Source organism: Streptomyces sp. CRCS-T-1, from assembly GCF_024442335.1.
In the GTDB taxonomy this organism is placed as follows: domain Bacteria; phylum Actinomycetota; class Actinomycetes; order Streptomycetales; family Streptomycetaceae; genus Streptomyces; species Streptomyces koelreuteriae.
Genome location: NZ_CP101651.1, coordinates 3,430,315 through 3,444,785 on the forward strand (window position 1 = coordinate 3,430,315; position 14,471 = coordinate 3,444,785).

Consider the following 14,471-nt stretch of genomic DNA (forward strand, 5'->3'; position numbering starts at 1 on the left):
AGCATGTACGGAAACGGGGCGCTGCGCGCGAGTGTGAGGAAGCTTACGAGGCCTGGCCCTGCGCCCGGCTCGTCTCGTCGGCCGAGTCCTCCTGGCTGCGACTTGCCTCCATGTTGGCCTTCATACGGTCGACCCGCTCCACGATCTGCACGGAGGCGCGGTCGCGCTCCTTGCGCAGCACGACGAAGCTGATCGGCGCGGAGAGCACCAGGGCGAGCGCCACGATCCACAGGCCGTTGCTGTCGCCGAGGCCGCGCGGGGCGAGGCCGGAGTAGACGAGGCCCCAGACGACCACGAGGCAGCCCACGAAGATTCCGAGGCGCTTCAGTGTGTAGCGGAGCATCTCAATCCACTCTTCCGATTCCAAAAAGGGCCAGGTTCAGTGAAGCACGCCGGGAGGCCGATCTTTCAGGGGGGTCAGTGCAGCGGCAGCAGCATGATCACGTCGTCCCGGTCGTCGCCCGGCGCCACCCGGATGGCACCCGGGATCCGGCCGACCTCCTTGTAGCCGCAGGACTCGTAGAACCGCTCGAGACCGAGGCCGCCCCGGCAGGTCAGCCGGATCGCCCCGATGCCGTCGAGCCCCCGGGCCGCCTCCGCGGCCGCGCCCAGCAGGTCACGGCCGTAGCCCTTGCCCTGGTGGCTCGGATGCACCATCACCGTGTACAGCCACAGCCAGTGCGTCATCAGGCGGTGCGTGTTGAGGGTCAGGAACGCGGTCGCCGCGACCCGCCCCTCCTCGTCGAACCCGACGAGCAGCCTGACCGTGCCCTCCGCCATCGACGCGAAGTGCTTCACCAGCGAGGGCCGGATGTCCTCCGGCACCACGGGCGGCACGAACCCGACGGCTCCCCCGGCGTTGGAGACATCGGCCCACAGATCGAGAATGCCGTCACGCAGCTCGGGGGTGACGGCGGGATCGAGCGTGAAGGTAAGGGGCATGCGGGGATTGTAGCTATTACGACAACGCGCCCGCACGCCCCGAAACGAGTCAGACCCGCATCGGCTGAGGCGACTCCCGGCGCTCCGGGTCGGCCCCCTCGTACTCGCGGATGATCTCGTAGCGCGTGTTGCGCTCCACGGGCCGGAACCCGGCATCGCGAATCAGATCCAGCAGATCCTCACGCGTCAGCTTGTTCGGCGTACCGAAGTTGTCCGCGTCATGCGTGATCTTGTACTCGACGACCGACCCGTCCATGTCGTCGGCGCCGTGCTGCAGGGCCAGCTGCGCGGTCTGCACCCCGTGCATCACCCAGAAGACCTTGACGTGCGGCACGTTGTCGAACAGCAGCCGCGACACGGCGAAGGTCTTCAGCGCCTCGGCGCCCGTCGCCATCTGGGTCCGCGCCTGGAGGCGGTTGCGGACCTTGCCGTCCTTCACGTCGACGAAGTCGTGCTGGTAGCGCAGCGGGATGAAGACCTGGAAGCCGCCGGTCTCGTCCTGCAGCTCACGCAGCCGCAGCACGTGGTCCACGCGGTGCCGCGGCTCCTCGATGTGGCCGTAGAGCATGGTGGCCGGGGTCTTCAGACCCTTCTCGTGGGCGAGCCGGTGGATGCGCGACCAGTCCTCCCAGTGGGTGCGGTGGTCGACGATGTGCTGCCGGACCTCCCAGTCGAAGATCTCGGCGCCGCCGCCGGTCAGCGACTCCAGCCCGGCGTCGATCAGCTCGTCGAGGATCTCGGAGGCCGGCATCCCGGAGATCGTCTCGAAGTGGTGGATCTCGGTGGCCGTGAACGCCTTGAGCGAGACGCCGGGCAGTGCCTTCTTCAGCTCGCTCAGCGACCGGGGGTAGTAACGCCACGGCAGGTTCGGGTGCAGCCCGTTGACGATGTGCAGCTCGGTGAGGTTCTCGCCCTCCATCGCCTTGGCGAGCTTGACGGCCTCCTCGATGCGCATCGTGTACGCGTCTTTCTCCCCCGGCTTGCGCTGGAAGGAGCAGTAGGCGCAGGAGGCCGTGCACACGTTGGTCATGTTGAGGTGACGGTTGACGTTGAAGTGCACGACGTCGCCGTTCTTGCGGGTGCGCACCTCGTGCGCGAGGCCGCCGAGCCAGGCCAGGTCGTCCGACTCGTACAGCGCGATGCCGTCCTCACGGGTCAGCCGGACGCCCGCCCTGACCTTCTCCTCCAGCTCGCGCTTGAGCCCGAGATCCATGCCCACACCTTTCTACGAAGACGACCCAACCGTACGACTACGCCCCTACTCCTCTTCCGGCAGCTCCCCGACGCGGTTCTCCCACTTGGTGGAGAGCACGATGGTCGTACGGGTCCGGGAGACGCCCTCGATGCCGCTGAGCCGGCGGATCATCTTCTCCAGACCGTCGACGTCGGCCGCCCGCACCTTGAGCATGTACGAGTCGTCGCCCGCGATGAACCAGCAGTCCTCGATCTCGGAGAGATCCTTCAGCCGCTGCGCCACGTCCTCGTGGTCGGTGGCGTCGGAGAGCGAGATGCCGATGAGGGCGGTGACGCCGAGGCCGAGCGAGGCGGCGTCGACGGTGGCCCGGTAGCCGGTGATGACACCGGCCGCCTCCAGCCGGTTGATGCGGTCGGTGACACTGGGTCCCGACAGTCCGACGAGGCGTCCCAGCTCCGCGTAGGAGGCCCGGCCGTTCTCCCTCAGGGCCTGGATGAGCTGCCTGTCCACCGCGTCCATTGCGATCGAAGCCTTCCGCTGAAGTTGTCTGTGGTCCGATGAGGTTTCGGGGTCGTGCGGTTTCGGGGTCGTGCTCACGGGGAGTCGGCGCGGTGCGATCCGCCGCCGAGCTCACCTTGCCAACGGCGGTAGAGCCGGTGCGGCACGCCCGCCGCGTCGAGGACGCGTCCGGCGACGAAGTCCACCAGGTCCTGGATGTGCGTCGCGCCCGCGTAGAAGGCGGGTGAGGCCGGTACGACGCTCGCGCCCGCGTCGTCGAGGGTCACCAGGTGCCGCAGGGTCTGGCCGTTCAGCGGGGTCTCGCGCACGGCCACGACCAGGGGGCGGCTCTCCTTCAGGGTCACGCTCGCCGCCCGCTGCAGCAGGTCCTTCGACAGCCCGAGCGCGACCCCGGCCACGCTCGCCGTCGAGGCGGGCACGATGAGCATGCCCTTGGTGGGGTACGACCCCGAGGAGGGCCCGGCGGCCAGGTCGCCGGCGCTCCAGTGCCGTACGGCGTCGAGGTCCACGGCGAAGGTGTCGGGCTTGCCGTCGGCACCCCGGGACAGCCATTCCCGCAGGTCGTCCCGCCAGTGGGCGTCCCGGAAGGAGATCCCGGTCTCATCCAGCAGGGTGAGCCGCGAGGCCCGCGACACCACGAGATCGACACTCTCACCGGCCGCGAGCAGGGCCCGCAGCACGGCAGCGGCATACGGAGTGCCGGAGGCCCCGGACACCCCTACGATCCAAGGCGTACGCGGCGTCTCGCCTGGCTTGACTGGGTTCACAACACCGAGCCTATCGGGCGTCACAGGGTGGGAACCGGCGCAGGGGTGTGGGCCGTTGCATGAAGGGGATGAGCGAGCACTGGGGGTCGCCATGTCGGGTGTGGAAGCCGGGCGGTCTCGCGGCGATCGTGTGATGGCCGCGGGCAAGCTGATGCTGGTCTGGGTGGCGCTGCTGTGGGTGCTGGAAGTGGTGGACGTGGCGAGCGGCCACGCGCTGGACGGCTTCGGCGTCGCTCCGCGCGAGCCCTCCGAGCTGATCGACGTCGTCCCCTCGGCGTTCATCCACTTCGGCTTCGCCCATCTGCTGGCGAACACCCTGCCGCTCCTGGTCCTGGGCTTCCTGGCCGCGCTCAGCGGGCTACGCCGTTTCCTGCTGGTCTGCGCGCTGATCATCCTGGTCGACGGCCTGGGCGTCTGGCTCATATCTCCGCCGGACACCAACACCGCGGGCGCCTCCGGCCTGATCTTCGGCCTCTTCGGCTTCCTCCTGGTCACCGGCTTCCTGGAGCGCCGCCCCCTGGGCATCCTCACCGGCATCGTGATCGCCGCGATCTGGGGCGGCTCCATCCTGACCGGCCTGGCCCCGACCCAGTCGGGCGTCAGCTGGCAGGGTCACCTGCTCGGGCTGCTGGCGGGCGTGGCGGCGGCGTTCGCGTTCCGCCGCCGCCCAGCGGCACCGCCCGAGCTCATACGGTGAGGCTCATCAGGCTCACACGGTGAGGCCGCGCACCAGCAGATCCAGCAGCGCGCACACGAACAAGGCGATCCCGATGAAGCCGTTGACGCTGAAGAACGCCCGGTTCACGCGGGACAGATCGTGCGGTCGGACGATGGAATGCTCGTACAGGAACGCGCCCGCGACGATCAGCAGCCCCAGCCAGAAGAAGGCACCGGCGTCGGTGGCGAGGGCGTACCAGACGAACAGGGCCGTCGTCAGCGCGTGACAGACCCGCGCCCCCCAGATCGCCGCCGGGATGCCGAAGCGGGCCGGGACGGACATGACGCCGATCTCGCGGTCGGTCTCGACGTCCTGGCAGGCGTAGATCAGGTCGAAGCCGCCGATCCAGATGCCGACGGCGAGGCCGAGGATGACCGCGTCCCAGGACCAGGCCCCGGTGACGGCGAGCCAGCCGCCGACCGGGCCCATCGCCTGGGCCAGGCCGAGGATGGCCTGGGGGAAGTTCGTGAACCGCTTGCCGTAGGGGTAGACCACCATCGGGATCACCGCGATGGGGGCCAGGGCCAGGCAGAGGGGGTTGAGCAGGGCCGCCGCGCCGAGGAAGACGACCAGGGCGATCAGCGCCCCGGTCCAGGCGTGGCGTACCGACATCGCGCCGGTCACCAGCTCCCGCTTCGCCGTCCGCGGGTTACGGGCGTCGATCTCCCGGTCGATGATCCGGTTGACCGCCATGGCGAACGTACGCAGCCCCACCATGCAGACGGTGACCAGCAGCAGCCGCCCCCAGTGGATGTTCCGGTCCACCTGGAACATCGCGGTGAGCGCGGCGATATAGGCGAAGGGCAGCGCGAAGACCGAGTGCTCGATCATCACCAGGCGCAGGAACGCCTTCGTGCGTCCCGGCTGGGGGATCGCGGCGGACGCGGAGCTCACAGGCCGTACTCCTTCCAGCGACGGTCCACCTTCGCCGCCGTCTCCGGGTCGGACTCCACCATGTCGGGCCAGCCGCCGTCGCGGGTGTAGCCCTCCTCGGGCCACTTCTTCGTCGCGTCGATGCCCGCCTTGCCGCCCCAGAACTGCTGGTAGGAGGCGTGATCGAGATGGTCGACGGGCCCCTCGACAATCGACAGATCCCGGGCGTAGTCCGTGTTGCCGAGGGCCCGCCAGGCGACCTCGTGCAGATCGTGGACGTCGCAGTCGGCGTCGACGACCACGATCAGCTTGGTCAGCGACATCATGTGCGCGCCCCAGACGGCGTGCATGACCTTCTGCGCGTGCTTCGGGTACTTCTTGTCGATCGAGACGATCGCGCAGTTGTGGAAACCGCCCGCCTCCGGCAGGTGGTAGTCCACGATGTCCGGGATGATGATCTTCAGCAGCGGCAGGAAGAAGCGTTCCGTCGCGCGGCCCAGCGGCCCGTCCTCCGTCGGAGGGCGACCCACCACGATCGACTGGAGCAGCGGCCGCTTCCGCATCGTCACGCAGTCGATCTTCAGCGCGGGGAAGGGCTCCTGCGGCGTGTAGAAGCCGGTGTGGTCGCCGAAGGGCCCCTCGGGCAGCATCTCGCCCGGCTCCAGCCAGCCCTCGATGACGACCTCCGCCTGCGCCGGCACCTGCAGCGGCACGGTCTTGCAGTCGACCATCTCGATCCGCTTGCCCGCGAGGAACCCGGCGAACAGGTACTCGTCGATGTCCCCGGGCAGCGGGGCCGTGGACGCGTACGTCACGGCGGGCGGACAGCCGAAGGCGATCGCGACGGGCAGCCGCTCACCCCTGCGCGCCGCCACCTGGTAGTGGTTGCGGCTGTCCTTGTGGATCTGCCAGTGCATGCCGATGGTGCGCTTGTCGTGGCGCTGCAGTCGGTACAGCCCGAGATTGCGGACGCCGCTCTCCGGGTCCTTGGTGTGGGTGAGCCCCAGATTGAAGAAGGAGCCGCCGTCCTTCGGCCAGGTGAACAGCGCCGGGAGCTGGTCGAGGTCGACATCGTCCCCGGTCAGGACGACCTCGTGCACCGGGCCGTCCTTGACCTTCTTCGGCGGGACGTGGGTCATCGAGCCGAGCTTGCCGAAGGCCTCGCGCACGCCGACGAACCCGTGCGGCAGCTCGGGCTTCAGCAGCCCGCCGATCCGCTCGGAGATCTCGCCGTACGACTTCAGCTCCAGCGCCTTCAGCAGCCGCCGGTCCGTGCCGAACACGTTCATCGCGAGCGGCATGCCGGACCCGCGCACGTTCTCGAAGAGCAGCGCGGGGCCGCCGGCCTTCTGCACCCGGTCGACGATCTCCCCGATCTCCAGATACGGGTCCACCTCGGCCTTGATGCGCTTGAGGTCGCCCTCGCGCTCCAGCGCCCTGAGCAGGGAGCGAAGATCGTCGTAAGCCATGCGGTCCAGTATCCCCGAGCGGCTACCCTGGCCCTGAACCGCCCACCCGCTTTCGCTGAGAGGCCGCATGCTCCGGGTACTGATGTTCCTCGTGCCGCTGGCGCTGAGCGTGTACGCGTTCATCGACTGCATCAGCACCAAGGACGACGACATCCGCCACATGCCCAAGCCGCTGTGGGCACTCCTCGTACTGGTGTTCCCGCTCGTCGGTTCCATCTCCTGGCTCATCGCCGGCAAGAAGCGCCGCCCGGCCGCCGAAGGCTGGTCCGGCGTCCGAGGCAACCGCTCCCGACAGTGGGTCGCGCCCGACGACAACCCCGACTTCCTGAAGTCCCTCGACGAGGACAAGCCCCAGGACCGGGACAGGGGCGCCGACCCGGACGACCCCAAGCGCGACGAGTCCTGAAGCGGCGCAGTAGGTCAGCGGACGGCCGAGAGCAGGGCTGACCAGGCGGACCGGGTGACGACCAGGACCGGTCCGTCAGGGTTCTTGCTGTCGCGGACGGGGACGGTTTCGGGGAAACCGGGGGCTACTTCGATGCAGTTGCCGCCGTTGTCGTCGCTGTAGCTGCTCTTGATCCACGTCGCCGCGCTGAGTCCGGTCCTGTTCATGCTCGTACCCTTCCAGGCTGGAGCGCGAGGCACGAGGTGAATGCCGCCCAGGCTTGGGGGGACACCAACAGCACAGGTCCGTCAGGGGCTTTGCTGTCGCGGACCGGGACGACTTCGGGGAAACCGGGGGCTACTTCGATGCAGTTGCCCGCGTCGTTTCCGCTGTAGCTGCTCTTGATCCAGGTCGCTGCGACGAGGCTGTCCATCGTTCCGCCCATACGCTTCCATCGCCTCCCTGATCAATGCGGCTGATTCCGGGGCAGACGGAGCGTCAGCCCTGAGCACATCATAGGCCTGGCACTGTTGGGCGTAGGCGTTCGGATCATTGTTGAAGTAGCCACGGCTCAGCGACTCCGAGTAGATCCACTGCTCGCTGTGCGGCAACGTGATCAGAGACATCGAGCTGTTGGGGCGGACGAGGTCGTAGCGATCGGCCGGGGCTACCTGGATACGGATGTTGGGGCGCTGCCCGAGGCTCAGCAGGTGGGCGCACTGATCACGCATCACGACCGAGGGACCGACGGGACGCAGACAGCTCTCATCCAGTACGGCGATGTACAGCGGCCCGTCCGCCGCGAGGAAGCGCTGCTGTCGGCTCAGGCGCGCGCGAACCCGGTCCTCCAGCAGTTCGCCACAGGCCTTTTGGGAGAGCAGCGCCCTCGCGTAGTCCGCCGACTGAAGCAAGCCCGGCACCACCATGTCCTGGTACTCGTACAGCTTGACCGCGTTCGCATCCATCTCCGCCCGGCGTTGGAACCAATCAGGATGCTCCACCTGCGGGTACCAGTCGATCCGGCCCCACAACCGCATCAACACCCCACCCGTGGCCAGAAGTTCATCACAGCTCTTGGCGAAACCGTCGGTCGGAACCCTCGTCCCCGCCTCCACCCGAGCCACATGCGAACGGTCGCAGGGGATACGCCCCGCCAACCCCTCCTGCGTGAGCAACGCCGCCTCGCGGAAATGCTTGAGCACCTCCCCGAACACGGCCGCCGTACTCACCCCCGACCCCGCGCTGCCATTCCGTCGACTCACGGCTCCCCCTCCGTGACAGTGCACCACCCGCACGCCCGAAACATTGATCCGGCCCATTCCCCTGCGCAACGCTCGATACACCCAGAGTTACGGAGGAGCACGAAATGGAACCGGGATCGCTCGTCTACGACCCCCACACGCACAAGGTCGGCGAGTACCAGGACAAGACCGGGCCGTACGTGATGCTGCGCCCGGTCGGCGGCGGCCGGGAATGGCAGGCCGACCCGGCTCGGATCAGGCCGGCCACCCCGGAGGAACGGATCAGTGCGGGCGTACGCGCGGCCAACGACCGTTCCAGGGAGGGCATCACCTTCGACCCGACCCGACCCCCCGTCCCGGTGCCCGGCTGCGCGACCTGCGAGGAACTCGCCGCCCAGCGGGACAAGGCCCGGGCGGCGTTCGACGGAAGTGCGGTGACGGACGCGAACGTACTGCTGCGCCAGCACCAGGGCAGGGAGCACGGCGGGGAATCGACAGGGCGCAGACTGTTCCGGTACGTCCCGTACACGATCGTCCAGGACGACTCCGCCCTGCCGGAGTACCAGGCGTACTGCGTCTCCGGGGAGGAGACGGACTGCGGGGCGAGCTCAGGGCCCTGCTCGGCGCCCGCCGAGGTCGAGGAGTGGCAGCGCAGGCACACCCAGGAGACCAGGCATCTGCGCTACCGCCGCAGCTTCGCGGATTACGCGGTCCTGGAACGGCACGGCTGACAAGGCCGACCGAGAGCAACTGTCGGGGCCGCCCGCTTCTTGTCAGTGTCGTGCTTCCACGAGCCGAGTAAAGGGCGCTCCGCGTCGCCTTCGGCGATGGCCCTCCGGGCCACCCTTGACTCACCTCGCTCCAGCACGGGAGAGAAGCGAGCGAGCGGCCCGGAAAGGCGGGTGGCCAGGCCCACCGCCCCTCCAGCCAGCTACCTGACCACTGGCGAGAGGGAAGCGCGCCCGCGCCTCGCCAGCACGCCGGGCCGCTTAGCGGCGAACGGTGGTGGGGGGGGGAAGGGGGGGAGCGACCGTCGGTGGGTGGATGAGCAGGGGGCGGGGAGGCTGAAGGTGGTGAGTGGAGCGGTCGGGCCAGCCAACCCCCTCCTCGACCAGCAACTTCCCTCTCCCCCTTGGCCCATCCGCTCCCAAAGCAGCAATAACGCGCCCTCCGTAACCGGTCCCGGTCCCGGTGCCCCCGCCGACGGCCCCTCCCCACTCCACCCACTCCCCCCCCACCCACCCACCACCGTTCGCCGCTAAGCAAACCCGGCGTGCAGGCGAGGCGCGGGGGCGGCCGCTGACGCCGGGGGCGATGCAACGGGGCGTAGATCGCAGGTTGGGTCTGGCCACCCGCGTTTCCGGGCCGCTCGCTCGCTTCTCTCCCGTGCTGGAACGGCCTGGGTCAAGGGTGACCCGAAGGGTCATCGCCGAAGGCGACGCGAAGCGCCCTTGACGCAGGCCGTTCCAGCACGACACTCCAAAGAAGCGGGCGGCCCCGAGAGCACCCTCCAAGTCACCCGGGGAGGAACCCACCCGTCCTCGACGCCCCTGCCACCGACACCTCCCGGGGAGTCCCCTCCGCCACGACCCGGCCTCCTCCGGCCCCGCCCTCCGGACCAAGGTCGATCAGCCAGTCGGACGCCCGCATGACATCCACGTTGTGCTCGATGGTGATGACGGAGTGGCCCGCGTCCACCAGTCGCTGCAGCACACCGAGGAGACGAGCCGTGTCCGCCGCGTGCAAACCCGTTGTCGGCTCGTCGAGGACGTAGAGCGTACGGCCGGCCGACCTGCGCCCCAACTCCTTCGCCAGCTTCAGGCGTTGGGCCTCGCCGCCGGACAGGGTGGGCGCGGGCTGGCCCAACGGGAGGTAGCCCAGGCCGACATCCGCCATGCGGCGCAACCGGCCGGCCACGGCGGGCACGTCCCGGAAAACGCCGAGCGCCTCGTCCACCGTCGCCTCCAGTACCTCGGCGATGTCGTGCCCCTCGTACCGGACCCCGAGCACCTCGGGCCGGAAACGCCGTCCCCGGCAGGCGGGGCACCGTACCTCCACGGCGGGCAGGAAGTGCATGTGGACCGACAGCACCCCGGCGCCCTCACAGCGCTCGCAGCGGCCACCGGCGGTGTTGAAGGAGAAGTGTCCTGGTGTGAGCGCCCCCTTCGAGCGGGCCGCGAACACCTCACGTATGGGGGTGAAGACCTCGGAGTACGTCGCCGCGTTGGACCTCGGCAGGCGGCTGACCGGCTCCTGGTCGACCGTGACGATCTTGCCCAGGTGCTCCCAGCCGTCGATGCCGTCGTGCTCACCCGGCTGCTCCCCCGCCCCGTTGAAGCGGCGGCGGGCGGCCCGGTCCAGGATGTCGAGCAGCAGCGTGGACTTGCCCGACCCGGACGGGCCGGTGACCGTGACCAGCCGGCCCAGGGGGATCCGTACGGTCAGGTCCTTGAGGTTGTGAGCCCGGGCGCCCCGGATGACCAAGGCCGCCTCACCAACGCCGCCACCCCGCTCGCGCGACACCGGCGACGCCACCCGGCCCGACAGATACGCCCCGGTCGGTGAGCCCTCCACCCCCGCGACCTCCTCCGGCGTGCCCTCGGCCACGATCCGCCCTCCGTCGCGTCCCGCCCCCGGGCCGACGTCCACGACCCAGTCCGCCGCCCGCAGCACGTCCAGGTCGTGTTCGATGACGAGCACCGTGTTGCCCAGGTCGCGCAGCCTGCGCAGGACGCGGACCAGTCGCTCGGTGTCGGACGGATGCAGTCCGATCGTCGGCTCGTCGAGGACGTAGAGGACGCCGGTCAGGCCGGAGCCGAGCAGGGCGGCCAGTCGTAGCCGCTGGGTCTCGCCTGCGGAGAGGCTGGGTGTGGCCTGGCCGAGGGTGAGGTAGCCGACGCCGACGTCGACCAGGCGGCGCACTCGCTCCTCCAGGTCGGCGACGACCGGTTCGACGAGGAGCCACTCGTCCCCGTCCGACCGCTCCCGCAGACCGGCCAGCCAGGTGTCGAGGTCGGTCAGGGGAAGCCGGGCGGCCTCGACGATGGTGTGTCCATGGACGGTCACGGCCCGGCTCTCCGGTCGCAGCCGGGTTCCGCCGCACTCCCCGCAGGGCTGTTTCAGCAGGCCCTGCTGTTCGGCGCGTTCGCGGTACTCGGGGTCGTCGGCCCTGTCGTTGTAGCGGCGCAGCAGTGCCGTGGCGACCCCTTCGAAGCGGCCTTTCGACACGGTCGCCGGTGGATCGGTGTCCGGGAAGTGCCGTCGGAACTCGGGGCTTTCGACGCCGTGGAGCAGCAGGTCCCTCGGAATGTCGCCCAGTTCGTCGACGGGTGCGTCCGCGTCGAAGGTGAAGCCGTAGTGGGCGGCGGCGGCCCGCAGTACGGGGAGGCTCCAGTCGGTGTACTTGGTGTTCCAGCCCTTCACCGCGCCCTGGGCGACCGACTTCCCGCCGTCGACCAGGCGCCGTACGTCGGGCCGGATCACCTCGCCGAGGCCGGTGCACGACGGGCACGCGCCCGCAGGCTTGTTGAAGGAGAAGGAGCCCATCACCAGCTCGGGCACGCGCATGCCGCAGTGCGGGCAGGGCCGCAGCTCCGCCTCGGCGTCATCGGCGTCCACGTCGCCCTCGGCGCCCTCGGCGTACGACGGCGGGATGTCCTTCCCGCAGCCGGGGCACGGCCGTACTCCGATGCGCGACCACAGCAGCCGCAGATACGTGAACACCTCGGTGACCGTGCCGACCGTGGAGCGGGGGCTGCGGTTGGTGTGGTGCTGGTCGACGCTGATGGACGGGGACAGGCCGGTGATCGAGTCGACGGCGGGCTTGCTGACGAGGCCGGTGACCATGCCCAGCGACTCCAGGTACTGGCGCTGGCCCTCGCGGTGGAGGGTGTCGAAGGCGAGGGTGGACTTGCCGGAACCGGACAGGCCGGTCAGGACGACCAGCTTGTTCTTCGGGAGGGAGAGGGAGACGTTCCTGAGGTTGTGGAGTCGGGCGCCGGTCACGCGAATGAAGGAGTCCATTCCTTCAAGTCTTCCATTGAAGTGCGGTGTTGAGACTTTGGAGCATCCACCCCCCTTGTCTCCTGCCGTAACCTTCAAATCGATGACGAACCAACGCCGTCTCCGTCCCGTCGACCTCGCCCGGTCGGCCGGTGTCTCGACGCAGCAGATCCGCAACTACGAGGACGCCGGTGTGCTCCCGCCGGCCGCCCGGACCGCGTCCGGCTACCGCGCCTTCACCGAGGTGCACCGCGCCGCGCTGCTGGCGTACCGGACGCTGATGCGCGGGTACGGGCCGGTCGCGGCGACGCGGATCATGCGGACCCTGCACGAGGGGGACGCCGCGGGCGCGCTCGCGCTGGTCGACGCCGCGCACGCCGCCCTGCACGAGGAGCGTGTCTCGCTGAGGGCCGCGAGTGAGGCGCTGGAGTTGCTGGCCGCGGAGCCGCCCGCCCCGCTCCCCCGGTCCGGCGGGCTGCGGATCGGGGAGGTGGCCGCGCTGTTGGGCGTACGGACGTCGGCGCTGCGGGTGTGGGAGGGGGCCGGGCTGCTCATGCCCCGGCGGGAGCGCGCCACGGGATACCGGCTGTACGAACCGGCGGATGTGCGCGACGCCCGGCTCGTGCACACCCTGCGCCGCAGTCACTATCTGTTCGATCAGATCCGGCCGGTGCTGGAGGGGTTGCGGAGAGAGGGCAGCAGCGATGCCCTGCGGGCGGCCGTCGCGGCGCGCGGGGAGGCTCTGACGGCTCGGACCAGGGTGATGATCGAGGGTTCGGGGGCGCTCCACGGCTACCTCGCGTCAACCGAGCGCACCGCCAAGGGCTCGTAACGCCGTTCGAGATGCCATCCGTTCCATTGAAATGTGGCGAAAGCCGGTGTCGCCGAGGGCCCGTTCGGCATTCCTTTGGTCGGGTCTATCCCACCTGCGAACGGAGACGCCCTGTGCGAATGACTGACATCCAGCGTTGCGAGGTGCGACCTGGGCGACTCGTCGAATGGACACTCAGTCCGGCGACCGTCGCGACGGCGAAGGCGCTGCCGGAGGACTCCAGGCCGCCGGCGTACATCCAGGAGTCGCACCTCCGGACGGCGCGGTCCGTGCGCGAGGACGGGCTGTTCGTGCCGACCTGGCTGGGCGCGGCGTTCGACATCCCGGGGCGGGCCGATCTGGACGCGCTGGGCGAGGCGCTGCGCGGCTGGACGCTGCGGCACGAGACCCTGCGCAGCGGCTTCCGCTGGGCGGGCGGTCCCGGTGACTCGATCCGCCGCTTCACGCTCGACGCCTCCTCGGTGTCCCTGCACCGCGAGGAGGCCGGCGACTTCACCGACCCGGCGGCCCTGGCCCAGCACCTCCAGGACCGCTTCGACACCACGGCGGACGCCCTGCGCTGGCCCAACCTCATCTACACGGCGGTGGTCCGGGACGACTCCACCAGCGTGTACATGGCGTTCGACCACAGCAATGTCGACGCCTACTCCATCCACCGCATCCCCGCCGAGATCCACGAGTTGTACGAGGCGGCCCGCGGCGGCGGTGAGGTGGCGGCGGCGCCGGAGCCGGAACCGGTGGGCAGCTACGTCGACTTCTGCGAAGCGGAGCGGGCGGACGCCGACCGCATCGACGCGGACCACGACATCGTCGCCCGCTGGCGGGAGTTCATCCACCGCTGCGAGGGCCGGCTGCCGAGCTTCCCCATGGACCTCGGCCTGGATCCCGAGGGCGGGCTGCCCACGCAGAAGTTCATGCGTGAGCCGCTGGTGGACGCGGAGGCCGCCGCCGCGTTCGAGGCGTACTGCCGCCCGTACGGCGGGAGCCTCGTCGGGGTCCTCGCGGCCACGGCCCTGATCGTGCACGAGATCGGCGGCGAGCCCGTCTATCGCACGGTCGTGCCGTTCCACACCCGGGTGAAGTCCCAGTGGTCGCAGTCGGTCGGCTGGTACGTGGGCGGCGCCCCGATCGAGATCCCCATGTCCGAGGCCCCCGACTTCCCGAGCGCCCTGCGCACCGTACGCGCCGCCCTCCAGGCCAACCGACGGCTCGCCCGCATCCCCCTCGCCCGGGTCCTGCACCTCCTCGGCGCCGACTTCCGCCCCACCTCCCCCGACCTCTACTCGATCGTCTCCTTCGTCGACACCCGCGCCATCCCCGGCTCCGACCGCTGGACCGACCAGAACGCGTACGGGCTGCTGCGGGTGTCCTACGGCGACCAGGTCTGCGCCTGGATCACCCGGCTGCACGAGGGCCTGTGGTTCGCCAGCCGCTACCCGGACACGGACATCGCCCACAAGAACCTGCGGCTGTACGCGGAGCGGTTGCGGGACGTCATCACGAGTACCGCCGACCGGCCTTAGGAGGC

The 14,471-nt window shown here is 69.7% G+C and carries 16 protein-coding genes; 5 read left to right on the forward strand and 11 right to left on the reverse strand.

Annotated elements, in window-relative coordinates:
• Nucleotides 1-43 precede the first annotated feature (43 nt).
• The 5 genes from NNW99_RS15245 to NNW99_RS15265 all read right to left on the reverse strand — a co-directional run bounded on the left by NNW99_RS15245 (nucleotide 44) and on the right by NNW99_RS15265 (nucleotide 3,423).
• Nucleotides 44-343, reverse strand: coding sequence for a DUF4229 domain-containing protein (locus tag NNW99_RS15245; protein WP_215119690.1), 300 nt, complete (start codon nucleotides 341-343; stop codon nucleotides 44-46).
• A 74-nt stretch (nucleotides 344-417) separates the two neighbouring features.
• The gene (locus NNW99_RS15250; RefSeq protein WP_215119692.1) at nucleotides 418-942 is read right to left on the reverse strand and encodes a GNAT family N-acetyltransferase; all 525 of its coding nucleotides are present in this window, start codon (nucleotides 940-942) and stop codon (nucleotides 418-420) included.
• Nucleotides 943-991: 49 nt separating this feature from the next.
• Nucleotides 992-2,155, reverse strand: coding sequence for an aminofutalosine synthase MqnE (mqnE, locus tag NNW99_RS15255; RefSeq protein ID WP_215119696.1), 1,164 nt, complete (start codon nucleotides 2,153-2,155; stop codon nucleotides 992-994).
• 45 nt (nucleotides 2,156-2,200) lie between these two features.
• On the reverse strand, nucleotides 2,201-2,656 hold the full coding sequence (locus NNW99_RS15260) for an Lrp/AsnC family transcriptional regulator (protein WP_033314055.1): 456 nt from the start codon (nucleotides 2,654-2,656) through the stop codon (nucleotides 2,201-2,203).
• A 74-nt stretch (nucleotides 2,657-2,730) separates the two neighbouring features.
• Entirely contained in the window at nucleotides 2,731-3,423 is a 693-nt protein-coding gene (locus NNW99_RS15265) for a UbiX family flavin prenyltransferase (protein ID WP_215119699.1), read from the reverse strand.
• 91 nt (nucleotides 3,424-3,514) lie between these two features.
• Between NNW99_RS15265 and NNW99_RS15270 the strand changes: the two genes are divergently transcribed.
• Nucleotides 3,515-4,120 (forward strand): rhomboid family intramembrane serine protease, encoded by a 606-nt coding sequence (locus tag NNW99_RS15270; protein ID WP_215119700.1) that lies wholly within the window; start codon nucleotides 3,515-3,517, stop codon nucleotides 4,118-4,120.
• Nucleotides 4,121-4,132: 12 nt separating this feature from the next.
• On the opposite strand, the gene mqnP is transcribed toward NNW99_RS15270, so the two are convergent.
• Together mqnP and NNW99_RS15280 are read right to left on the reverse strand one after the other, a co-directional pair.
• Nucleotides 4,133-5,035 (reverse strand): menaquinone biosynthesis prenyltransferase MqnP, encoded by a 903-nt coding sequence (gene mqnP / locus NNW99_RS15275; protein ID WP_215119701.1) that lies wholly within the window; start codon nucleotides 5,033-5,035, stop codon nucleotides 4,133-4,135.
• Nucleotides 5,032-6,483: a menaquinone biosynthesis decarboxylase gene (locus NNW99_RS15280; RefSeq protein WP_215119702.1), complete on the reverse strand. Its 1,452-nt coding sequence runs from the start codon at nucleotides 6,481-6,483 to the stop codon at nucleotides 5,032-5,034. Before NNW99_RS15280 ends, mqnP begins: the two co-directional genes overlap by 4 nt.
• A gap of 67 nt (nucleotides 6,484-6,550) precedes the next feature.
• Between NNW99_RS15280 and NNW99_RS15285 the strand changes: the two genes are divergently transcribed.
• A complete protein-coding gene (locus tag NNW99_RS15285; RefSeq protein ID WP_215119703.1) occupies nucleotides 6,551-6,889 on the forward strand; it encodes a PLD nuclease N-terminal domain-containing protein in 339 nt (112 codons plus the stop codon).
• A gap of 14 nt (nucleotides 6,890-6,903) precedes the next feature.
• Here the strand turns inward: NNW99_RS15285 and NNW99_RS15290 are convergent, their stop codons facing one another.
• From NNW99_RS15290 to NNW99_RS15300, 3 genes are read right to left on the reverse strand one after another with little or no spacing between them, the layout of a single operon-like run.
• On the reverse strand, nucleotides 6,904-7,095 hold the full coding sequence (locus tag NNW99_RS15290; RefSeq protein WP_215119704.1) for a DUF397 domain-containing protein: 192 nt from the start codon (nucleotides 7,093-7,095) through the stop codon (nucleotides 6,904-6,906).
• A complete protein-coding gene (locus NNW99_RS15295; protein WP_251058099.1) occupies nucleotides 7,092-7,235 on the reverse strand; it encodes a DUF397 domain-containing protein in 144 nt (47 codons plus the stop codon). The genes NNW99_RS15290 and NNW99_RS15295 overlap by 4 nt, the downstream gene beginning before the upstream one ends.
• Nucleotides 7,177-8,130 carry a Scr1 family TA system antitoxin-like transcriptional regulator gene (locus NNW99_RS15300; protein ID WP_370869139.1) on the reverse strand — a complete coding sequence of 318 codons (954 nt, stop codon included), beginning with the start codon at nucleotides 8,128-8,130 and terminating at the stop codon, nucleotides 7,177-7,179. The genes NNW99_RS15295 and NNW99_RS15300 overlap by 59 nt, the downstream gene beginning before the upstream one ends.
• Nucleotides 8,131-8,234: 104 nt before the next feature.
• On the opposite strand from NNW99_RS15300, the gene NNW99_RS39125 reads away from it, so the two are divergent.
• Nucleotides 8,235-8,840, forward strand: coding sequence for a hypothetical protein (locus NNW99_RS39125; RefSeq protein ID WP_215119706.1), 606 nt, complete (start codon nucleotides 8,235-8,237; stop codon nucleotides 8,838-8,840).
• Between the two features lie 784 nt (nucleotides 8,841-9,624).
• On the opposite strand, the gene uvrA is transcribed toward NNW99_RS39125, so the two are convergent.
• Nucleotides 9,625-12,132, reverse strand: coding sequence for an excinuclease ABC subunit UvrA (gene uvrA, locus NNW99_RS15310; protein WP_215119707.1), 2,508 nt, complete (start codon nucleotides 12,130-12,132; stop codon nucleotides 9,625-9,627).
• An 82-nt stretch (nucleotides 12,133-12,214) separates the two neighbouring features.
• Here uvrA and NNW99_RS15315 point away from each other — a divergent pair, with 82 nt between their 5' ends.
• Both NNW99_RS15315 and NNW99_RS15320 read left to right on the forward strand, forming a co-directional pair.
• Nucleotides 12,215-12,943 carry a MerR family transcriptional regulator gene (locus NNW99_RS15315; protein ID WP_215119708.1) on the forward strand — a complete coding sequence of 243 codons (729 nt, stop codon included), beginning with the start codon at nucleotides 12,215-12,217 and terminating at the stop codon, nucleotides 12,941-12,943.
• Nucleotides 12,944-13,056: 113 nt separating this feature from the next.
• Entirely contained in the window at nucleotides 13,057-14,466 is a 1,410-nt protein-coding gene (locus NNW99_RS15320; protein WP_215119709.1) for a condensation domain-containing protein, read from the forward strand.
• Nucleotides 14,467-14,471 lie beyond the last annotated feature (5 nt).